18 protein-coding genes and 1 pseudogene are annotated in these 21,037 nt (G+C 72.7%); 11 read left to right on the forward strand and 8 right to left on the reverse strand.

Features of this window, described 5'->3' with window-relative positions:
* Positions 1-26: 26 nt before the first annotated feature.
* From GTY56_RS25935 to GTY56_RS25945, 3 genes are all read right to left on the reverse strand, one after another.
* Positions 27-1,607 (reverse strand): HoxN/HupN/NixA family nickel/cobalt transporter, encoded by a 1,581-nt coding sequence (locus GTY56_RS25935; protein WP_161367734.1) that lies wholly within the window; start codon positions 1,605-1,607, stop codon positions 27-29.
* Positions 1,604-3,109 carry a tetratricopeptide repeat protein gene (locus tag GTY56_RS25940; protein WP_161367735.1) on the reverse strand — a complete coding sequence of 502 codons (1,506 nt, stop codon included), beginning with the start codon at positions 3,107-3,109 and terminating at the stop codon, positions 1,604-1,606. The genes GTY56_RS25935 and GTY56_RS25940 overlap by 4 nt, the downstream gene beginning before the upstream one ends.
* A gap of 101 nt (positions 3,110-3,210) precedes the next feature.
* Positions 3,211-4,743 (reverse strand): DUF4331 domain-containing protein, encoded by a 1,533-nt coding sequence (locus tag GTY56_RS25945; RefSeq protein ID WP_161367736.1) that lies wholly within the window; start codon positions 4,741-4,743, stop codon positions 3,211-3,213.
* Between the two features lie 226 nt (positions 4,744-4,969).
* Here GTY56_RS25945 and GTY56_RS25950 point away from each other — a divergent pair, with 226 nt between their 5' ends.
* The 3 genes from GTY56_RS25950 to GTY56_RS25960 all read left to right on the forward strand — a co-directional run bounded on the left by GTY56_RS25950 (position 4,970) and on the right by GTY56_RS25960 (position 6,720).
* Positions 4,970-5,512 (forward strand): ECF RNA polymerase sigma factor SigK, encoded by a 543-nt coding sequence (locus GTY56_RS25950; protein ID WP_161367737.1) that lies wholly within the window; start codon positions 4,970-4,972, stop codon positions 5,510-5,512.
* Positions 5,509-6,327 carry an anti-sigma factor gene (locus tag GTY56_RS25955; protein ID WP_161367738.1) on the forward strand — a complete coding sequence of 273 codons (819 nt, stop codon included), beginning with the start codon at positions 5,509-5,511 and terminating at the stop codon, positions 6,325-6,327. Before GTY56_RS25950 ends, GTY56_RS25955 begins: the two co-directional genes overlap by 4 nt.
* A gap of 126 nt (positions 6,328-6,453) precedes the next feature.
* Positions 6,454-6,720 carry a hypothetical protein gene (locus GTY56_RS25960; protein ID WP_033312817.1) on the forward strand — a complete coding sequence of 89 codons (267 nt, stop codon included), beginning with the start codon at positions 6,454-6,456 and terminating at the stop codon, positions 6,718-6,720.
* A 177-nt stretch (positions 6,721-6,897) separates the two neighbouring features.
* Here GTY56_RS25960 and GTY56_RS25965 read toward each other — a convergent pair whose 3' ends face one another.
* Positions 6,898-7,680 carry an ABC transporter permease gene (locus GTY56_RS25965; protein ID WP_161367739.1) on the reverse strand — a complete coding sequence of 261 codons (783 nt, stop codon included), beginning with the start codon at positions 7,678-7,680 and terminating at the stop codon, positions 6,898-6,900.
* Positions 7,677-8,660, reverse strand: a complete 984-nt coding sequence (locus tag GTY56_RS25970; RefSeq protein WP_161367740.1) for an ATP-binding cassette domain-containing protein — start codon at positions 8,658-8,660, stop codon at positions 7,677-7,679. The genes GTY56_RS25965 and GTY56_RS25970 overlap by 4 nt, the downstream gene beginning before the upstream one ends.
* 63 nt (positions 8,661-8,723) lie before the next feature.
* Here GTY56_RS25970 and GTY56_RS25975 point away from each other — a divergent pair, with 63 nt between their 5' ends.
* Entirely contained in the window at positions 8,724-9,440 is a 717-nt protein-coding gene (locus GTY56_RS25975) for a TetR/AcrR family transcriptional regulator (RefSeq protein ID WP_161367741.1), read from the forward strand.
* Here GTY56_RS25975 and GTY56_RS25980 read toward each other — a convergent pair.
* The 3 genes from GTY56_RS25980 to hmgA are packed head-to-tail and all read right to left on the reverse strand — an operon-like array spanning position 9,437 to position 12,746.
* Positions 9,437-10,591: a type ISP restriction/modification enzyme gene (locus tag GTY56_RS25980; RefSeq protein WP_161367742.1), complete on the reverse strand. Its 1,155-nt coding sequence runs from the start codon at positions 10,589-10,591 to the stop codon at positions 9,437-9,439. The genes GTY56_RS25975 and GTY56_RS25980 overlap by 4 nt on opposite strands.
* 26 nt (positions 10,592-10,617) lie before the next feature.
* A complete protein-coding gene (locus GTY56_RS25985) occupies positions 10,618-11,367 on the reverse strand; it encodes a UTRA domain-containing protein (protein ID WP_161367743.1) in 750 nt (249 codons plus the stop codon).
* A gap of 26 nt (positions 11,368-11,393) precedes the next feature.
* A complete protein-coding gene (gene hmgA, locus GTY56_RS25990; protein WP_161367744.1) occupies positions 11,394-12,746 on the reverse strand; it encodes a homogentisate 1,2-dioxygenase in 1,353 nt (450 codons plus the stop codon).
* 153 nt (positions 12,747-12,899) lie between these two features.
* Here hmgA and GTY56_RS25995 point away from each other — a divergent pair, with 153 nt between their 5' ends.
* The 7 genes and pseudogenes from GTY56_RS25995 to GTY56_RS26025 form a co-directional block, all read left to right on the forward strand.
* Entirely contained in the window at positions 12,900-13,496 is a 597-nt protein-coding gene (locus GTY56_RS25995) for a hypothetical protein (RefSeq protein WP_161367745.1), read from the forward strand.
* Entirely contained in the window at positions 13,493-14,113 is a 621-nt protein-coding gene (locus GTY56_RS26000) for a TetR/AcrR family transcriptional regulator (RefSeq protein WP_161367746.1), read from the forward strand. Before GTY56_RS25995 ends, GTY56_RS26000 begins: the two co-directional genes overlap by 4 nt.
* 105 nt (positions 14,114-14,218) lie before the next feature.
* Positions 14,219-16,486 carry a molybdopterin-dependent oxidoreductase gene (locus tag GTY56_RS26005; protein ID WP_161367747.1) on the forward strand — a complete coding sequence of 756 codons (2,268 nt, stop codon included), beginning with the start codon at positions 14,219-14,221 and terminating at the stop codon, positions 16,484-16,486.
* A gap of 135 nt (positions 16,487-16,621) precedes the next feature.
* On the forward strand, positions 16,622-18,064 hold the full coding sequence (locus GTY56_RS26010; RefSeq protein WP_161367748.1) for a CitMHS family transporter: 1,443 nt from the start codon (positions 16,622-16,624) through the stop codon (positions 18,062-18,064).
* A gap of 23 nt (positions 18,065-18,087) precedes the next feature.
* The gene (locus GTY56_RS26015) at positions 18,088-19,380 is read left to right on the forward strand and encodes an MFS transporter (RefSeq protein ID WP_161367749.1); all 1,293 of its coding nucleotides are present in this window, start codon (positions 18,088-18,090) and stop codon (positions 19,378-19,380) included.
* 100 nt (positions 19,381-19,480) lie between these two features.
* A complete protein-coding gene (locus GTY56_RS26020) occupies positions 19,481-20,068 on the forward strand; it encodes a hypothetical protein (RefSeq protein WP_375136698.1) in 588 nt (195 codons plus the stop codon).
* A 718-nt stretch (positions 20,069-20,786) separates the two neighbouring features.
* Positions 20,787-21,037, forward strand: a pseudogene (locus GTY56_RS26025) (hypothetical protein); the annotation flags it as partial.

The raw sequence follows: 21,037 nt of genomic DNA on the forward strand, positions 1-21,037 counted from the left end.
GACGTCCGACGCCTCACGAACGTAACTCAGCCGAGTGCGGATGCCGCCCCCTTGAACACCAGTCCGGCTCCGAGAAGCACCACGGCGAAGGCCGACCCGAGCGGAGCGGTCCGGCGCACCAGGGCCGCCGTCGGGCCCACCGTCCAGCGGGGGCGCCGGTCCAGGAGCCTGGTCATGCCGCTGCCCGCCTTCACGACGGCATACCCGGCGGCCGTGAGGGTGAGCGCCAGTCCGACGCCATAGGCGACGACCAGCAGCAGCCCGAACCAGGCCTGCCCGAGGGCCGCGGCACCGACCAGCACCACCACGGCGGACGGGCTGGGCACGAGCCCGCCCGCGAAGCCCATGAGGATCGTGCCGCGCAGGGTGGGCGCGACGGGGTGGCTGTGGGTGAAACCCCCGTGGGTGTGCTCGATCGTGTGGGGGTGGGCGTGGGGGTGGGTGTGATCGTGCGGGTGGTCGTGGTCGTGGTCGTGGTCGTGCTTGCCGTGGTGGTCGTGGTCGTGGGGGTGGTCTCCGTGGCCGTGATGGTGGCCGTGCGGGTGGTGGCTGTGCGCGTGGTGGCTGTGTGCGCGGTTGCGCAGGGCACGGCGGAGCAGGCTCGCGCCCGCCAGGGTCACCAGGATGCCGCTGGCGACACCGAGCCAGGCGATCACCGACGGCGCCGCCGCCGAGCCGGCCGTGACCAGGAGACCCAGGGCGACCACGCCCAGGGTGTGCGTGACGGTCACCGACGCGGCCATGGGCAGGACGTCCTTCATCCGGGCCTGCCCGCCCCGGGCCGCCGCCGTGGCGGCCATGATGGTCTTCCCGTGGCCCGGGGCGAGCGCGTGCATCGCCCCCAGGACGACGGCGATGAGCAGGGCCAGCGCGGCGAAACCGGCGCTCAGGTCCTGCCGGGCCACCAGGTCGTCCAGGGCACGTGTCCAGCGGTCCGCGCCGCGCGGGAGCACCGAGGCCGCGGGGGCGTCCGACTCCTCCCCGGCCAGGGCCGGGCCGCCGGGCCGCACCCGCAGGGCGGCCGACGCGGTGTCGGCCGGAGAGGACAGCAACTCCTCCGGGTAGCGGGTCAGCTCGGCCGATATCGACTTCTCCGGCACGTCCGAGGCGGCGAGCGTCATACGGTCGCCCCGCGCCGTGATCTCCCGCCAGCCCGGGCCGCCGGAGGCCCCCGCACCGCGGAAGCCGAGGGACACGGTCTTCTCGCCCGCCGGCAGAGCAGCGGTCAGCTCGCACTCCACCCGCAGGGTGTCGAGCCCCGCCTGCCCGGGCCGCACGCGAGCCCTGCTGCGCCCGGCGGTGAGGGCGACCTCGCGTCCGTCGACGGTCGCCCGGCTGTCCTCGGCGGCCGTGGCGCACCGCTCGCGCGCCCACAGGGCGATGCCCAGCCGCTCGATGTCCGGCCCCGCCTGGGTCGCCGGGATCTCGGCGAGGTCCTCGACATGGTGGACCCGCAGCTCGCCGGGGGCGGCGACCAGACCGTCGTAGCGGTTGACCGTGAAGTTGCCGAGCGGGTGGGCGCTCGCCGCGGCGGCGGGCAGCAGGGTGAGCGCGCAGGCGGCCGTGAGGACGGCGGCGCCGGACGCGAACAGCCGGCGCAGGGTCACCGGTTCCCCTCCAGGTCCTTGAGTGCGGTACGGGCATCGCGCGCGCCGAGGGGCGAGAAGCCGGGGTTCAGATCCAGCGCGGCCTTCAGGTGCGTACGGGCCTCGCGTACGTCGCCGGTGGCGCGCTCGATGACACCGCGGTGGTAGAGGAAGACGGCGTTGCGGTAGCCGGTCGCCGTCGCGCGGCGGGCGTACGGCAGGGCTTCCTCGTCGCGGCCGTTGACGTGCAGGGCCCAGGCGAGCGCATCGGCGGTGTGGACGCTCCGGCGGCGGTCCCACTCCGCGCGGGCGGAGCGCAGGGCCTCCTTCTTGTCGCCGTGGTCGGCGGCGGCCAGGGCCGTTTCGAGGTCGGTGTTGGCACCGCCGGCGCGAGCCAGGGCCGTCCAGGCGTCGACGAGGGCGTACTGCTCACCGGCCTTGGCCCGGTCGCCCTCGGCGCCGCGGTCTTCGTACAGCTCGCCGAGGGCGACGAGCGGGCCGGGCAGCGGGAACCGGGCGACGACCTGCTCGAGACCGGTCACCGCGGCGGCCCGGTCACCGCTCGCGGCCTGGGCGCGGGCGCGGCCCTCCAGGGCGGGCAGATACCCGTCGTCGGCGGCGAGGGCCCGGGCGTAGTGACCGAGGGCCGTCTTGTACTCGCCCTGGTTCCAGGCGAGTTGCCCCAGCGCGGTGGCGACGTACGCGACGTCGGCGGGGGCGCTCGCGGAGCTCAGGGCGTGCTCCAGCACGGACCGCGCCGTGCGGACGTCGCCGCGCAGTTCGTGCACGTACGCGTACCGCGTGAAGACGGGGACACCGGGGCGCCGGTCGTCGGCGGTGTCGGCGGCCTTCGCGGCGTCGTCGTACCGGCCGAGTTCGACGAGGGCGTCGATACGGGTGCACAGGGCGCGTTCGTTGTACGGGTTCTGCTTCAGGGCCCGGTCGGCGCGGTTCAGGGCGCCGGGGAAGTCGTGCCGGGCCGCGGCGAGGGCGGCCTGCCCGGCCAGGGCCTGGTCGTTGCCGGGTTCCAGGTCGAGGGACCGCCGCAGGGCGCGCTCGGCCTGCGGGTACCGGGAGGGGTCGCCCTTCGTGCGGGCCTGCTCGACGTAGGCCACTCCGAGGGTGGACCAGCCGCCGAAGTCCCTCGGCTGGGCGCGCAGGTGCTTTTGAAGGGACGCGATTCCCGCGTCGAGGTCGCCCCGGGCGAGATCGCCGGGCGACAACGCCCCGGCCGCCGACACGGCGTCGACCCCGGTCCCGCCGTCCTGCCCGCCGCCGAGCGCGACGGCCCCACCCGTCACCGCGACCGCCAGCAGCACGGCACACCCGGCCAGGTGCAGGGACCGCCAGCGCCGCCCCCCGTCGGCGGCCCTCCGCAGCGCGGCGACCCGCCGGTCGACGCCGGGTTCGCTCCCGGCGCCGCCGTCCTCCCGCTCCCCGGCGGTCCCGGGCTCCGGTTCCGCCGACGGCGCTCGGTCGTCGTCGCGCCTCTCCGGTGTGCTGTCGGTCGTACGCGGAGGCATGACCTCTCCTCGGTCGGATGTGCTGGTGCGGGGGTCGGCGACGCGGCCCGCGCCGTGGGGGACGGGGGAACGGGCCGCGCCGGTCGGGGGAGCGGAGCGGGTCAGTAAGCCCGGTTCCGCATGCGGCGCCACCACATCAGGGCCGCGCCGATCAGGACGATGCCGCCGGCTCCGGCGCCCGCGGAGGCGGCCATCAGGCCCATGTCGTCCGAACCCTGCGCGCCGGCCGGCTGGAGCGCGTCGCCCAGCTGGCTGCGCACGTCGTTGCCGCCGTCGACGCCCTTGGCGAGCGGGCCGCGCGAGCCCTCCGTCGGCAGGGCGACGTACGGGAAGGACTTCTCGAACTTCTTGTCGTTCTCGTCGACCGCGTCACCGAGGTCGTTCTTCGCACCCAGCAGCTCGCCCTCGACGACCTGGAGCGAGGCGTCGATCACGTCGTCGGTGAGGCGACGGCCGTTGGGGAAGCCGGCGTTGTCACCGTCGAGCACACCCAGCCGCTTGGGCTTCGCGGCCGGCTTGATCGAGGTGTTGAGCCGCAGCTGCTCCGAAGGCGTCACGTGCGGGGGCTGGTTGAGGTCCTTGACGCCCTTGAGGAAGACGTCGACCAGGTCGTTGCGCGGCTCGTCCGGCGCCGGGATCTTGTAGATCGCCTCGATGAGCTTCGGCAGCTCCGGGTTGGTGACGTTCTTCAGGAACTGGGCGTCGTCCCGCGGCGTGGACGCGTTGAACGTGTCCTTGTCCTTGATGGGGTTGACGACCTCGTTGACCAGCGGGTTGCCGAGGCGCGAGACCTGCGTGAAGTAACCCTTGGCGTTCTTGCGCTGTGTCGTCGACCAGATGCCGACGACCGGCTGCTCGTGCGACTCGGCTATGAAGCTGTTGGGGACCTGCAGGGCGATCGAGTTGACGTTGTAGCCCTTGAGGGTGTCGTTGCCGACCTCGGAGAGGTTCCCGCCGTACAGCAGGTCGAAGACGCGCAGATCGAGGAAGAACGGGTCGTCGGCCTGCCCGGCGAACGTCTGGGCGCCCCCGGCGAGCTTGTGCACCGCCTGCTGGCGCAGGGCGCTGTAGTCCGGCATCGACGCCTTGCCGACGTTCGACGGCGCCACCGGCACGTCGTCGGCGACCTTGGTCTTCGACACGGCCTTCAGGTTCCGCAGCTTGATCAGTTCGAGGTCGTACGTCTGCGTGATGTTCAGGTCGGGGTCGTCGAGGCTCTCGACCGGGCCCGTGTTGTACAGGAACGTCTTGTCGTTCTTCGTATGAGTCTTGAACGTGTAGCGGAAGAGCAGGTCCTCCTTCGCGTCGCCGTTGCTGTCGATGCGCAGGTCGTACTGGGCGTCCTCGGCGAACGTGAAGAAGTTGGGCCCTCCGGCCGGTTCCTCGAAGGGGATCCAGTTCGCGACGATGGTCGTCGTGTCCGGCTTGTCCGGGCTGACAAACGCGTACACGTCGGTGTTGTCGTACTGCGGGGTCCCCGAGATGAGCGGGGCCTCGCGGTGGCTGGAGGCGGAGGCCTCCTCGGGTGCCAGCGCGGTCACACCGGCGGCTGCGAGCCCGCCGGCGGCCAGCGCGCCACAGATCACGGTCGCGATGCTCGCGCGTCCCGCACCGGTCCTGGAGATAGGTGTCATGCCGTCCGTCCTCCGTGCCAACTTGCCTGACACACGCCATTCGGAGCGGTCGGCGAAGCGGATTGGTCGAATCTCAAACGTTCTTACGAGGAGTCGGGAAAGTTGTTTCACCGTCGGGGACCCGCGTTTTCGAAGCGCTGATCCGTAACACCCTCCGGAGGTGTGTGCGTTGCGAATGCCTCGTGCGAGGGGACAGGCCCGGTGTGGCCTCGGAGAGGGGGACCGAGTGGAGGCGGACGAGCTGCTGCTGCTCGTGGCAAGGGGGGACCAGAAGGCCTTCGAGGAGCTGTACGGACTGGTGTCCGGGCCGGTGTTCGGTCTCGTACGGCGTGTGGTGCGCGACCCCGCCCAGTCGGAGGAGGTGGCTCAGGAGGTGCTGCTCGAACTGTGGCGTTCCGCGGCGAAGTTCGACCCCGGCCGGGGTAGCGCGATGTCGTGGATCCTCACCCTCGCCCACCGCCGCGCCGTCGACCGGGTCCGCAGCGCCCGGGCGGCCGGTGAACGTGAGCAGCGCGAGGCGCTCCGTGCGAACCAGCCCGCCTTCGACCAGGTCACCGAGGAGGTCGAGGCAGGGCTGGAGCGCGAATGGGTGCGCCGCTGCCTGGACCGGCTGACGGTTCTTCAGCGCCAGTCGGTCACCCTCGCCTACTACGAGGGCTACACGTACCGTGAGGTGGCCGAGCAGCTCTCCCTGCCGCTGGGCACCGTCAAGACCCGGATGCGGGACGGGCTGACCCGTATGCGCGAGTGCCTGGGGGGTGTGGCATGAGCCTCTTCCGCCGCGAGGATCCGCACTCGCTCGCCGCGCCCTACGCGCTCGACGCCCTGGAGCCCCCGGAGCGTGTCCGCTTCGAGAAGCACCTCAGGGACTGCGACCGCTGTGCCGCCGAGGTGCGCGCCCTGACCGAGGACGCGGTCCGGCTCGCCTGGTCCACGGCGGCCCCGCCCCCGGCCGCGATGCGCGACCGGGTCATGCTCGCCGTACGGACGACTCCACAGGATCCGGCGCCGCAGGGCGTTCCGCACGCGCCGGCCCGGGCGCGCTCCTCGCAGCTGCCGCCGCACGTGTGGGGCACGCGGCCGCCGCCGCGACAGCGGCAGCGGCGCCGGATCCCGCTGTTCGTGCCCTTCGCGACGGCCACCGCCGCCGCGGCCCTCGTCGTCGCGTCGCTCTTCGCCGTGCAGGCGGACCGGGCCCAGGACCGGCTGACCGCCGAGCAAGATCGGTCACGTGAGATCGCCCACGTTCTGGCGGCTCCGGACGCCCGCGCGGGCAGTGGCCGGGACGGGCGGGGCCGCACCATCGGAGTGATCGCTTCCGCCACGGAGGGGAGTGCGGTGGTCACCCTCGGCGGATACGGCGCCCCGGCGGGCGGCCGCGTGCACCAGTTGTGGCTCATGCGCCCGGGTGCGCAACCACGCTCCCTCGGCCTGTTCGAGGACGACACGCCCCTGGTCGCAACGGGTTTGGGATCCTCCGCGACGTCACTGGCCGTGACCGTCGAGCCCGCCGGGGGATCGCCGCAGCCCACTACCCAGCCGATCGTCCAACTCGCCCTGAAATCTGTTGGATTCGGAGAGTAATCGGAGATACATCGTCAACCCCCTTATGGGGAAGGTGAATCCTGTGACCGCGATACACGTGTGCCCGGCCGGGGAGATAGGGTTAACCTGCCCGGGCCGGGTGGACTCGTACGGGTGGGGAGTGACATGGAACAGATAACAGTGCGCAGCAGGGCCAGGGTCCCTGCGATCACCTGCGGGAGCAGCGCGACCAGTTCGCGCCTCGACCGCCACCTCTCGGTGCTGGGCGGCCCCGCCGTCCCCCAGCGGGAGACGGTCGAGGCGACGTCGCTCATGCGCGAACTGACCGCGCGTCAGCCGCACGACCGCAGCGGCAGGGGCGCGCGCGTGCGTCGCGTCTCGCTCTTCGCGCCGCTGCGCCGACTGCGCCGCTCGCTCTTCGGCAGCAGGTAGGGGCCCGCGCTCGGGCGGTCACACCGCCCCTGGCGTAACGCTGCGACACTCGTCGTCCGTCATCCCCGCGGCTCGCAGCGACGCCAGGTGTGTTCCCGAGCGCGGCACGGCCCCTGTCGGTGTCTCATCCCCGCCCGGCAGTGACCGGGGGCCACGTCCGCGGTTCCGGTCGCACGTTCACCGCTCCCCGTGCGCATACCGGCGCACGGCCAGCGGCACGAACACCCCGAGCAGCACGGCGCACCACAGGAGCGATCCCGCGACGGGGTGGGTCACCGGCCAGGCCGCCCCGTCGGGCACCGGCGCGTTGCCGAGGAGGTCCCGCAGGGCCGTCGCCACCGCGCTGATCGGATTCCACTCGGCGACCGTCCGCAACCAGCCCGGCAGCCCGCTCGTCGGGATGTACGCGCTGGACAGCAGCGGCAGCAGGAACGTCGCCCCGCCCAGCTGGCCGGCCGCCTCCTCGTTGCGGGTGAGCAGGCCGAGGTAGATCCCGGCCCAGGTGCACGCGAAGCGGAACAGCATCAGCAGGGCGAACGCCCCCGCCGCTGCGAGCGGGCTCCCCTCGACCCGCCAGCCCACCGCCAGCCCCACCAGCAGGAACGGCACCGTCCCGACGGCCGTGACCACCAGGTCCGCCGCGGCCTGCCCCAACGGTACGGCCGCCCGGCTCACCGGCAGCGTACGGAAGCGGTTCGTCACACCCCGGTGCGTGTCCTGGGCCGCCTGGAACATGCCGGCCATGATCCCGCCCGAGGCGGTCGCCACCAGCAGCCCCGGCACGAGGAACGCCCGGTACGCCTCACCCGGAACCGCCAGCGCGCTGCCGAAGACGTAGCCGAAGAACAGCAGCATGCTGATCGGCATCGTCTGGGTGAGGATCAGCAGCCCCGGGTTGTTGCGCAGCCGCAGCAGCTGGCGGCCCAGCATCGCGGTCCCGTCGTACGCCAGCATGCTCATGCGGCACGCTCCTTCTCTTCCGTCATGCCGGTCGTCCCGGTCGGCTGGGGTTCGGTCCCCGTCAGGCGCAGGAACACGTCGTCGAGGGTCGGCGGGCGCAGGCTCACGTCGAGCAGCGGCACGCCCGCGGTGTCCAGGGCGCGCACCAGCAGCGGGATCGTGAGGGTCGGGTCCTTGCTGACCGCGCCGACGGCGTTGCGCTCGTGGTCGAACGACGGCTGCGCACCCGTCAGCCGGTCCAGCACGGCCGCCGCCCCGGCGAGAAGGTCCGCGTCCGGCACGACGACCTCGGCGTGTGTCCCGACGAGCGACTTGAGCTGGGCCGGAGAGCCGGTGTGGGTGACCCGGCCACGGTCCACCAGGGCGATGTCGTCGGCCAGTTGGTCGGCCTCCTCCAGGTACTGCGTGGTGAGCAGCACCGTCGTGCCCTCGGCGGTCAGGCCGCGCACCACGTCCCGGATGACGGCGCGGCTGACCGGGTCGAGGCCGGTCGTCGGCTCGTCCAGGAACAGCACCTCGGGGCGGCGGACCAGGCTCGCCGCGAGGTCCAGGCGGCGGCGCATGCCGCCGGACCAGGTGGAGGCGGGGCGGTCGGCGGCCTCGGTCAGGCCGAAGCGGTCGAGGAGTTCCTCGGTCCGGCCGGCCGGACCGCGCACCCGGTGCAGCCGGCCGAACAGCCGGAGGTTCTGGCGCCCGGTCAGGTCTCCGTCGATCGAGGTGTCCTGCCCGGTGACGGAGATCCGGCCGCGCACGGCGGCGGCCTCGCGGACGAGGTCGCGCCCCGCGACCCGGGCGGAGCCGGCGTCCGGCCGCAGCAGCGTGGTCAACAGCCCGACGGCCGTCGTCTTCCCCGCTCCGTTCGGCCCGAGGACCCCGCAGACCGTCCCCTCGGCGACCGCCAGGTCCAGCCCCCGCAGTGCCTGGACCGGCCCGAACCGCTTCTTCAGACCTTCACTAAGTACAGCGTACGTAGAAGTCATGGCAGGACCATAGCGCACTACGTACGCTGTACGTAACTAGGATGGTGGCCGAGGTGATGATCGATGGCGGACCGAGCGGCCGTACCCGAAGTGATCTGGGCGCGCCCCGAGCGCACCGGCCGTGGGCCGAAACCGGCGTTCACCCGCGCCGACATCGCGGCGGCGGCGGTGCGGATCGCCGACGCGTCGGGGCTGGACGGGGTCACCATGCGGCAGGTCGCGGCGGAGCTGGGTTGCGGCACGATGTCGCTGTACAACTACGTCCCCCGCAAGGAGGACCTGTACGAGCTGATGATCGACGCCATCGGCGCCGAGCACGAGATGTTCGAACCCTCGGGCGACTGGCGCGCCGACATGCTCCGCAACGCGGAGGAGACGCGCGCCATCATGTACCGCCACACCTGGGTGCCGCGCCTGATGCCGGGGGTCTTCGGCTTCAGCCCCAGCACCCTGCGCTACCTGGAGCACTGCCTGGCCTGCCTCGAACCGCTCGATGCGCCGTCCGGCACGAAGACGGAGCTGATCGCGCTGCTCAACGGGGTGGTGACGACGTACACGGGCAATGAGATCGCGACCGCCGAACGCACCCGCGCGATGCCGTGGTCGGCGGAGGAGGAGAACGCGGTCCGCATGGCCTATCTGGGCAGCCAGATCGCCACCGGCGCGTATCCGCGGCTGACCGCGGCCTTCACGGAGCAGAGCGGACCCGTCGACCTGGAGGCGGTGTTCAGGCGGGCCCTCGAACGCGTCCTGGACGCCTTCGACCCCGACCTCCGCTAGAGCAGCGCCAGTTGACCCTCCGGGCCCTCCTCGGGGCCCTCCAGTACCGACGCGGGCCGGCGGGCCGTGCCCGGCACGGGGAGGACGCCCGCCGTGCGCAGCTCCGTCGCCGTGACCGGGTCGGGAAGGGCCGGCCCCTCCAGGGGCCTCAGTTCGGCGAGGAGCGCGAGGACGGCGATCAGCTCCAGCAGCTCCGACGTCCAGGCCTGGGGCCAGGTCGCGGGGCGGATCGCCGCCAGCGTACCGGGCTCGGCGACGGCGACGCGGGCCGCGAACCACTGCTGAAGGACGCGTACTCCGCCCACCTCGAAGTCCCAGGCCTCCGGCGGCACCGGGGAGATGCGCCCCTCGTCCAGGAACAGGGCCTCCTCGTCCCGGTCGTAGTGCAGCATCACGGGCCGGGAGGGCAGCGGGGCGCGGACGTAGGGGCGGCGGCCGCCGGGGAGCTTCGGGCGTTCGCCGTCACGGCGCATCAGCCACAGCATCCGGTGGCCCAGCTCCAGACCCCGCTCCCATGCGCCGGCGTCCGCGGTGAGCGGCACGGTGAGGTCCGGGCGGGCCGTGGCCGTGATCCAGGCCAGTACGTCCAGCGGCGTCGGGGTGCCGCCCAGGCGGGCGGCAAGGTGCTCCAGCAGACCGGGAGCCAGGTTCGGCTCGTGGCCGCCCGGGCGGCGGAACAGCGGGCGGATCCGGCCGGGGCGCAGCAGCGGGAGCAGTGAGGTGGCGAGCAGGGGCGGGGTGGCCCCGGGCGTCTCCACCACGAAGACCTGTCGTTCGTCCGTCACCCGCCACAGCTCCGGGCGGGCCGCGTCGATCAGCCGCTGGTCGGGGATCAGCCACTGCTCGTCGTAGGGCGCGAGCAGGACGCGTTCCGGCTCCGGGCAGGGCCCCGAGGCGCGCACCAGCTTCTCCGTGCCGCTGCCGGTCCGGCCGGGCAGCTGTCCGACCGCCGTGTGCAGCGTGCGCGAGCGGCTCGGCTCGAACAGGGTCTCGCGGTCGGGCCCCTCGGCCTTCACCAAGGCGTCCCAGCGGGCCTTGAGGGACGCCGCGTCGGGCGCCGTCGGCCAGCCCCGGCCGAGCCGCGGCGGTGCGACGGACCACGGCATGAGGTCCGCCAGCAGCGGAGCGTCGTCGTGCGTCACGCTGGGCATCGTACGACCTGGCGGCGGCGCGCGGGTCAGGTGGCTTCCAGGGTCACCGTGAAGGAGAACCGGTCGCCCCGGTAGTGGATGACCGCCGCGTCGAGGACCCGTCCCGCGGTGTCGTAGGTCACGCCCGTGTAGTGCAGGATCGGGCTCAGCAGGGGGACTTGGAGAAGGTTCGAGGTCTCCGGGTCGGCGAGCCGCGCCTCCACCGTATCCGTGATGCGGCTGATGTCCGCCCCCACCACGTCGCGCAGCACCTTGGTCATGGGCCACCGGAGGAGGTCGTCCAGGTCGATCCGCTCGGCCAGTTCGGGCCGCACGTAGTTGCGGGCGTGATTGGTCGGCTCACCGGTCTTCTCGTCGCTCCGCAGCCGGTGATACGTCGCGACCTCCCGCACGTCCGGGAAGAACTCGCCGAGGCCGGCGGGGACGGGCGCGCTGCCGTGGTCCAGCAGTGCGGTCGTCATGCCGGACTGCTGGGCCACGATCGCGTCCACCGAGCCGAGCAGCCGCACCGGGGAGCCCCTGCGCGCGTCCGGCTCGATGAACGTGCCCCGCCGCCGGTGACGCGTGATCAGCCCTTCGTCCTCCAGCTCCTTCAGCGCCTGCCGCATCGTCAGCACGCTCACTCCGTAGTGCCCCGCCAACTGCTCCTCCGTGGGCAGCCGCAGCGGGTCCTGGGGCGAGCGGCCGAGGATCGAGGCGCGCAGCGACTGCGAGACCTGGTACCAGAGCGGCAGCTTGCGGTTGAGGACGATGGAGTCCGGGGCGAAGGAGGTCACGGGCCATCCGTACCGTCAGGAAATGATCAGTGCAAGGGGCGGAAGTGCCGCTGAAGGCCCTGCCACACGTCGTCGTAGCGCTGCTGGAGGTGTTCGGACCGGGCCGCGTGCGGGGTGAGGGTCACCGGCCAGCGCGTCTCGAACATGAAGGCCAGGCCGTCGTCGATCTTCTGGGGCTTCAGCTCGGCGGCGCTCGCCCGGTCGAACGTCTCCCGGTCCGGGCCGTGCGCCGACATCATGTTGTGCAGCGAGCCGCCGCCCGGCACGAAGCCCTCCGCCTTCGCGTCGTACGCACCCTCGATCAGGCCCATGTACTCGCTCATCACGTTCCGGTGGAAGTACGGCGGCCGGAAGGTGTCCTCGCCGACCAGCCAGCGCGGCGCGAACACCACGAAGTCGACACCCGCCAGGCCCGGGGTGTCCGACGGGGAGGTCAGCACCGTGAAGATCGACGGGTCCGGGTGATCGTAGGTGATGGTGCCGAGCACATTGAAGCGGCGCAGGTCGTAGACGTACGGCACATGGTTGCCGTGCCAGGCCACCACGTCGAGGGGGGAGTGGTCGTAGGTGGCCGTCCACAGGTTGCCGCAGAACTTGTTCACCACCTCCACCGGTCCCTCGACGTCCTCGTACGCGGCGACCGGGGCGCGGAAATCCCGGGGGTTGGCGAGCCCATTGGCGCCGATCGGTCCCAGGTCGGGGAGGCGGAAGGGCGCGCCGTAGTTCTCGCACACATACCCGCGGGCGGAATCATCCAGCAGCTCCACACGGAAGCGGACACCACGCGGGATCAAGGCGACATGTCCCGGTTCCACATGCAGCAGACCGAACTCCGTACGGAGCAGTAGCCCGCCGCGCTCCGGGACGATCAGCAGCTCGCCGTCGGCGTCGCTGAACACCCGGTCCATCGAGACGTTGGCCGCGTAGAGGTGGACGGCGATGCCGGTGCGCTGGGTGGCGTCGCCGTTGCCGCCCAGGGTCCACAGGCCCGCCAGGAAGTCCGTCTCCGGCGCCGGGTCGGGCAGCGGGTTCCAGCGCAGGCGGTTGGGGTCGGGCACGGTCTGGTTGAAGGGGGCGGTGCGGACCGAGCCGTTCTGGGTCCGGGTGAACGCCGGATGCGCGGCCGACGGGCGGATCCGGTACAGCCACGAGCGGCGGTTGTGCGCCCGCGGCTCGGTGAACGCCGAACCGCTCAGCTGCTCCGCGTACAGCCCGAGCGGGGCTCGCTGGGGCGAGTTGCGGCCCTCGGGCAGTGCGCCCGGGACGGCTTCCGAGCTGTGCTCGTTGCCGAAGCCGGAGAGGTAGGTCAGCCCTTCGGCGGTCTTCCGCGCTTCCCCGCGCTCGAACCCGCTCGCGCGGGGGGTGCCCCCATCGCCCATGATCGCTGCTCCCTTGCCGTTTGATTCCTATGGAGCACCGTAGGATTGCGTTTTCCCCAACGCAAGAGGGGCACGCCCCTCCTCTCGACGGATGACCTGAACCCGACTTGAGAATGATCCGCCGGGCCGGACGTGTGTTCTACGCTCACGGGCATGTCGTGGACACGGAAACCTTTGGCCGCGCTCGCGGTCTGTGTCCTCCTTCTGGCCGGCTCTGCGGGCTGTGGCACCGATGGCGCCGGGGAGGGCGGTGCGTCGCCCGCCCCGGTGGGCAAGATCCTGGAGGACCGGGGCCCGGAGGGCCGGCCCCTTCGTGAGGTCGGACAGGAGGACGCCCCCGGCGTCGGCATCGAGGTGCAGCCCGACGCGGCCGGCGGCTGGGACGTCCGCCTGACCGTGCGCAACTTCCGCTTCTCGCCGACCGGCGCGCCGGCCCGCGCGGTGGCCGGGCGGGGGCTCGCGCGCCTCTATGTCGACGGCCGTCCCGTCGCCCGGCTCCGCGCCCCCGCCTACCGGCTCGACGCCCGCCTCGTCCCGCGCGGCACGCACCGCGTCACGGCCCGCCTCTGTGCCGACGACGGCACCGTGTGGGCCGTGGACGGCAAGCCCGTGGAGAGCACCGCCGACGTCACCGCGTCGGAGCCCGGACCGGGGATGACACCGGACGCGTCCTCCCGGCGCAAGGCCCGCACGGAGGGCGCGGACAGCGGGGGGCGGGGTTCACCGAACCGCGCCCGAGGGGCATCATGAAGCCCGTGCCCCACGCGACATCGCTCCGTCGTGCGCCTGTGCAGCGGCGCAGTGCCGAACGCCTCACCAGGATCCTCGACGCCTGTGCCGATCTCCTCGACGAGGTCGGCTACGACGCCCTGAGCACCCGTGCCGTCGCCGAGCGGGCATCGGTCCCGATCGGTTCCGTCTACCGCTTCTTCGGCAACAAGCGCCAGATGGCCGACGCGCTGGCGCAGCGCAACCTGGAGCGGTACTCCGAGCGCGTCACCCAGCGCCTGCGGCAGGCCGGCGAGGGCGGGGGCTGGCGCACGGCCATGGACGCCGTGCTCGACGAGTACCTGGAGATGAAGCGCACCGCGCCCGGCTTCTCGCTCGTCGACTTCGGCAACCAGATCCCGGTCGGCTCCCGCCACGCCGAACCCAACCACCGCGTCGCCGACCGTCTCACCGGACTCCTCTCCGGCCACCTCGACCGCGAACCGGACGAGGATCTGCGCCGGGTCTTCCTCGTCGCCGTCGAGACCGCCGACACCCTCGTACACCTGGCGTTCCGGGTCGCACCGGAGGGGGACGAGCGGATCATCCAGGAGGCCAGGGAGATGCTGCGTGCCTATCTGGCCCGCGCCCTCGACTGACCTCGCTCCCGCCCCGGCTTCCGCCAGGCCCTCCCCGAGATGCATACCGGTCGGTATGCTCGGTCGGGTCAGCGCGTCACCGTAGCCGCCGCCCCGGGAGGACCCGTGTCCCGCACCGCCCTGCGTATCTGCCCCCTGTGCGAGGCCACCTGCGGCCTGGCCCTCACCATCGAGGGGACGCGCGTCACCCACGCCCGCGGCGACCGGGAGGACGTCTTCAGCCAGGGGTTCATCTGCCCCAAGGGCGCCTCCTTCGGAGCGGTCGACTCCGACCCCGACCGGCTGCGCACGCCGCTCGTGCGGCGGGACGGCGAGCTGTGCGAGGCCACCTGGGAGGAGGCCTTCGACGCGGTCGCCGCCGGTATCCGGCCCGTCGTGGAGCGCCACGGCCCCAACTCCGTCGGGGTCGTCCTCGGCAACCCCAACGTGCACACGATGGCCGGCGCCCTCTACCCGCCCGTCCTGCTCGCCGGCCTCGGCACCCGCAGCGTCTTCACCGCGTCCACGGTCGACCAGATGCCCAAGCACGTCTCCAGCGGCCTGCTCTTCGGCGACGCGAACGCCATCCCCGTTCCCGACCTCGACCGCACCGGCCATCTGCTCCTGATCGGCGCCAACCCGCTGGAGTCCAACGGCAGTCTGTGCACCGCCCCCGACTTCCCGGGCAAGCTGAAGGCACTCAAGGCCCGGGGCGGCACCCTCGTGGTGATCGACCCGCGGCGCACCCGCACCGCAAAGCTCGCCGACCGGCACATCGCCGTCCGGCCCGGCACCGACGCCCTGCTGCTGGCCGCGATGACGCAGGTGCTCTTCGAGGAGGGGTTGACGGAGCCGGCCCCGTACGTCCAAGGCGTCGAGGAACTGGCGGATGCCATCCGGGAGTTCACCCCCGAAGCCGTCGCGGAGGCCTGTGACGTCGAGGCGGACGCGATCCGGGCCCTCGCCCGCGACCTGGCCGCCGCCCCGGCCGCCGCCGTCTACGGCCGGATCGGCAGCTGCACCGTCCCGCACGGCACCCTGGCCAGCTGGCTCGTCGACGTCCTCAACATCCTCACCGGCAACCTCGACCGGCCCGGCGGCGCGCTCTTCCCGCAGGCCGCCACCGACAAGCCCCCGCGCCCCGCCGGACCCGGCCGGGGTTTCGCCCTCGGGCGCTGGCACTCCCGGGTGAGCCGGCATCCCGAGGCGAAGGGCGAACTGCCCCTCTCCGCCCTCGCGGAGGAGATCGACACCGCCACCGAGCAGGGCGAGCCGGTGCGCGCGCTGATCGCCGTCGCCGCCAACCCCGTGCTGTCCGCGCCCGACGGCGACCGGCTCGACAAGGCGCTCGACTCGCTCGACTTCATGGTCAGCGTCGACCCCTACCTCAACGAGACCTCACGCCACGCCGACGTCGTCCTGCCCCCGCCCCCGCCCTCCCAGAGCCCGCACCACGACTTCGCCTTCAACACCTTCGCCGTGCGCAACCAGGTCCGCTACACCCGCCCGGCCGTCCCGCTGGAGCCGGGCCGCATGGCGGAGACGGAGATCCTGGCGCGGCTGATCCTGGCCGTCACGGGCATGCACGGAGCGGACCCGGCAGCCGTCGACCGGATGGTCATCGACCAGACCCTCGGCAAGGCGGTCACCGAGCCGCACTCGCCGGTCCACGGCGCTGATCCGAGCGAACTCGCCGCCCGGCTCACCGGCGACACCGGCCCCGAGCGGCGGCTCGACATGATGCTGCGCCTCGGCCCCTACGGCGACGGCTTCGGCGTACGGCCGGACGGCCTCAGCCTGGACAAGCTCCTCGCGCACCCGCACGGCATCGACCTCGGCCCGCTCGAACCCCGCCTCCCGCAGCCCCTGAAGACCCGCAGCGGCCGGGTCGAGCTGCTGCCCGGCCCGATCGCGGACGACCTGCCCCGCCTGCGCGCGGCCCTGGCCGAACGCCCCGAGGGACTCGTCCTGGTCGGCCGCCGCCATCTGCGCTCCAACAACAGCTGGATGCACAACGTGCCCGCCCTCACCGGCGGCTCCAACCGCTGCACGCTGCACATCCACCCCGAGGACGCCGAACGGCTCGGAGTCGCGGACGGGGCCGCCGTGCGCGTGAAGGGCGCCGGGGGAGAGGTCACCGCGCCCGCGGAGGTCACCGACACGATCCGCCGGGGCGTGGTGAGCCTGCCGCACGGCTGGGGCCACAACCGCCCCGGCACCCGCCTCAGCCACGCCTCCACGGACCCCGGCGTCAACGTCAACCAGCTCCTCGACGGCCGTCTGCTCGACCCGCTGTCGGGCAACGCGGTCCTCAACGGAGTGCCGGTCGAGGTGGCCCCCGAGACGGGTCCGGAAGCGTCCGCCGTGACCGAAAAGCTCACCGCTCTGACCTGAGCAAAGCTGTGACCAGCAGTTTTGCGCTTATTGCTCGCACGTCAACGTCTTGTTAACGCTGCTTGAACGCACCTAACGTCTCGGACACCGCCGGCCCTGGTGGGATGTTCAAGGGCGAACGTTAGGTATCAACTCATGCTGACCATCCTCGGCTTCGCCATGATCGCGACCTTCCTGGTCCTGATCATGATGAAGAAGATGTCGCCGATCGCGGCGCTCGTGCTGATTCCCGCGCTGTTCTGCGTGTTCGTCGGTAAGGGCGCCCAGCTCGGCGACTACGTCCTCGACGGCGTGACCGACCTCGCCCCCACCGCGGCGATGCTCATGTTCGCGATCGTCTACTTCGGCGTGATGATCGATGTCGGTCTCTTCGACCCGATCGTCCGCGGCATTCTCAAATTCTGCAAAGCCGACCCGATGCGGATCGTCGTGGGCACCGCCCTGCTCGCCGCGATCGTGTCGCTGGACGGCGACGGCTCGACGACCTTCATGATCACCGTCTCGGCGATGTACCCGCTGTACAAGCGCCTGAAGATGAGCCTGGTCGTGATGACCGGTGTCGCCGCCATGGCCAACGGCGTGATGAACACCCTCCCGTGGGGCGGCCCGACGGCCCGCGCCGCGACCGCGCTGAAGCTCGACGCCAGCGACATCTTCGTCCCGATGATCCCTGCGCTCCTGGTCGGCCTGGCCTTCGTCTTCGTCCTCTCCTATGTGCTCGGTGTGCGCGAGCGCCGGCGGCTGGGCGTGCTGACCCTGGACGACGTGCTGGAGGAGGAGAAGGAGACCGAGACCGTCCTCGTCGGCTCCGGCGGCTCCGGCGACGGCAAGGAGTCGATGCGCAAGGTCGGCACGGGCGGCAGCGGCTCCGGCACGGACGCTCCCGACGATGCCACGGGCTCCGCCGCCTCCGCCGCCTCCGCGGACGACGAGGACTTCCAGGGCCTCGACCCGAACCGGCCCACCCTGCGGCCCAAGCTCTACTGGTTCAACGCGCTGCTCACGGTCGGCCTGCTCACCGCCATGATCATGGAGTGGCTGCCGATCCCGGTGCTGTTCCTGATCGGTGCCGCGCTCGTCCTCTCCGTGAACTTCCCGCACATCCCGGACCAGAAGGCCCGGCTGGCCGCCCATGCCGACAACGTCCTGAACGTCTCCGGCATGGTCTTCGCCGCCGCCGTCTTCACCGGCGTCCTCCAGGGCACCGGCATGGTGGACCAGATGGCCAAGTGGATGGTGGACGTCATCCCCGGCAGCATGGGCCCGCACATGGCGCTCGTCACCGGCCTGCTGAGCCTGCCGCTCACCTACTTCATGTCGAACGACGGCTTCTACTTCGGTGTCCTGCCCGTCCTCGCCGAGGCGGGAGCCGCCCATGGGGTCAGCCCGCTGGAGATGGCCCGCGCCTCCCTGGTCGGCCAGCCGCTGCACATGTCCAGCCCGCTCGTCCCGGCCGTCTACGTCCTGGTCGGCATGGCCAAGGTCGAGTTCGGCGACCACACCAGGTTCGTCGTGAAGTGGGCCGCCCTCACCTGTCTGGTCATCCTCGGCGCGGGCATGCTGTTCGGGATCATCTGAACCACTCCATGGAGGACGTCATCGTGAGGCCCGGTGGGAACCGCGGCTGGCTGCTCCGCCTCGTCATCGCCTTCGGCTTCGCGCAGGGGGCGGTGTCGATGGCCCGGCCCGCCGTCTCCTACCGGGCCCTCGCACTGGGCGCGGACGAGCGCGCGATCGGTGTGATCGCCGGTGTGTACGCCCTGCTGCCCCTCTTCGCGGCCGTCCCCCTCGGCCGCCGCACCGACCACGGCCGCTGCGCGCCCCTGCTGCCGGTCGGTGTGGTCCTCATATCCGGCGGCTGCGCCCTGAGCGGGGTCGCCGGTTCCCTGTGGACGATGGCTCTGTGGAGCGGGGTGATGGGCCTCGGGCACCTGTGCTTCGTCATCGGCTCCCAGTCCCTCGTCGCCCGCCAGTCCGCGCCCCACGAACAGGACCGCAACTTCGGTCACTTCACCATCGGCGCCGCCCTCGGCCAGCTGGTCGGCCCCATCGCCGCGGGCGCGCTGATCGGCGGCGAGGACATGGCAGGCAGCAGCGCGCTCGCCCTGATCGTGGCGGGCGCCACGGCGGCGGTGGCGTTCACCTCGCTGTGGCGCATCGAGGACCGTCGTACGGCGGCCACGTCCGGCGCGGACAAGGGCGACCGGGTCCCGGTCCGGGGCATCCTGCGCACCCGGGGGGTGCCGGCGGGGATCTTCGTCAGCCTCGCCGTGCTGTCCGCGACCGACATCCTGACCGCCTACCTCCCGGTGGTCGGCGAGCACCGGGGCATCGCGCCGTCCGTGATCGGCGTCCTGCTCAGCCTGCGCGCGGCGGCCACGATCGCCTGCCGCCTGGTGCTGACGCCCCTGCTGCGGCTGCTGGGGCGGACGCTGTTGCTGACGGTCACCTGTCTGCTGGCGGCCCTGCTCTGCGCGGGCATCGCCCTGCCGGTGCCGGTGTGGGCGCTCGGGCTGTTGCTGGTCGCGCTGGGCTTCTGCCTCGGGGTCGGACAGCCGCTGTCCATGACGACGGTCGTCCAGGCCGCTCCCGACGACGCCCGTTCCACGGCCCTGGCCCTGCGCCTGACCGGCAACCGGCTCGGCCAGGTCGCCGCGCCGGCCGCGGCCGGGCTGATCGCCGGAGTCGCGGGTGTGGCGGCGCCGTTCCTGATGCTGGGAGTGCTGTTGCTGCTGTCGTCGGGGGTCGCCGTACGGTCGCGGCGGGAGCCGGGGGAGCCGGAGCCGCCGGTAGAGACGGAGACGGCGGCAGAGACGGAAGCTGATGGTGAGGGCCGTGGTGCGCGGAGGGGCTTCCGGTGCCGGGTGCCGCTGCGCCGGAAGAGCGATATCTGACGCGTCGTAGGGCGCTGCTGCGCCCTCTTGGGCGCTGAGGTGACAGAAAGTCAGGTGACGAGGTGTTTGTATGTAAATCATCTGACTTGGAGGCATGTTCATGCCCGTCGTACCCCTCGCGCGTCGTGCCGGCACCCGCACCGCCGTCGTCGCCGCCCTCACCCTCGCAGGGACCGCCCTGAGCGGGGTGTCCGCCGTCGCCGCCCCCATCCCGGGGGACAACGGAGACGTCAAGATCCACGCCAGCACGACGGCCGCGGCCAACCAGCGCAACGACCCGAAGGTCTGCGACTTCTACCTCGCCGCGTTCAACTTCGACGCGGGCGAGAAGGTCAACTGGACCATCCAGACCCAGCCCGAGGTCCCGGGCGGCGCCACCCGCACGGGCAGCTTCACCGCGGACGCGACCGGCGCGGGGCGTACCGCGGCCGTCGATCTGCCCAACGGGCAGTACAAGCTGACGTGGCTCACCGACCAGGCCCACGGCGCGGGCAAGTTCAAGGTCTTCAAGGTCGACTGCCCGACCTCGAAGCCGACGACGCCGGTGGGCGGCCCGCCGGCGGGCGGTGGTGGCATCGCCCGCGGTGAGGCCTTCACGCCGGTCACCGGTGCGGCCGCGGTCGGCCTGGCCGCCGTGGCCGGGACGGTCTGGTTCCGGCTCCGCCGCCGCCCCGATGGCGCCGCGTAAGCCACGTTCCGCGGATCGCTCCGCCCCGCCGGGGCGGGGCGGAGACGCGCCCGGGTCCGGCGCCGGGCCGGTGCCGCGACGTGCAGGCGGCGCCCGGCCCGGCGCCGCCCCGGCGGTTCGGCGAGTACCCGACTCCGGTTCCGCCCCGGCGGTTCGGCGAGCACCCGACTCCGGTTCCGTCGGCGGGCCGTCGGGGTGGAGCGGGGGTGGTTCTGGTTCCGCCGGTGGGTCGTCAGGGTGGAGTAGGGGTGGTTCTGACCCTGCCCGTGGGTTGTCGGGGCGGCGTGGGGGCGGAGCGGGTCCGGCTGCGGCGTCGGAGGACCGGCGGGGTGTTGTCGCCGGTCCGGGGTTCCGGTCGGGTTCCGGGTCTGCCGACGCTGTTCTGGGGCGGGGGAGGGGTCGTTCTGGTGCGGCCCGTGTGTCGTCGGGGCGGCGTGGCGGTGGTTCTGATTCCGTCCGTGGGTCGTCGGGGCGGCGCGGGGGTGGTTCTGATTCCGTCCGTGGGTCGTCGGGGCGGCGCGGGGGCAGGTCTGTCGTGGCCCCGCCCCCGGGGACCCGGCGTGGGGACAGGTTCGCCGCGGCCCCCGTCGCCCGGTGGGATTCCGGCGTCTTCCCGGGCGGGCGGTACGCGACGGCAGCCGGCGTGCCCGGCGGGTGGTCCGGGCGAGGCCGCAGGCCCTGGTTCCGGACCCGTGCCTACCGGCTGACACGGACGGTCGTGGTGGCCGTCTCGGTGCTGCTCGTGGCCGGGGTCTGCTGGGACCGGGGCGAAGAGCCCGGCTCAACCGTGACGGCCCTCCCGCGGGACTTCACGCCGGCCGCCCACCCGGCCGGCTCCGGCACGGGCACCGCTGCCCTGCCCCTCCCCTCCGGCCCCGACGCGGCCTCCTCGCCGGGAGCCTCCGGCGCCCGCACCGGCACCGCTGCCCTCCCGGCCCCCTCCACCACCCCCGGCCCGCCCCGGACGCC

Source organism: Streptomyces sp. SID5643, assembly GCF_009872555.1.
Classification (GTDB): domain Bacteria; phylum Actinomycetota; class Actinomycetes; order Streptomycetales; family Streptomycetaceae; genus Streptomyces; species Streptomyces iakyrus.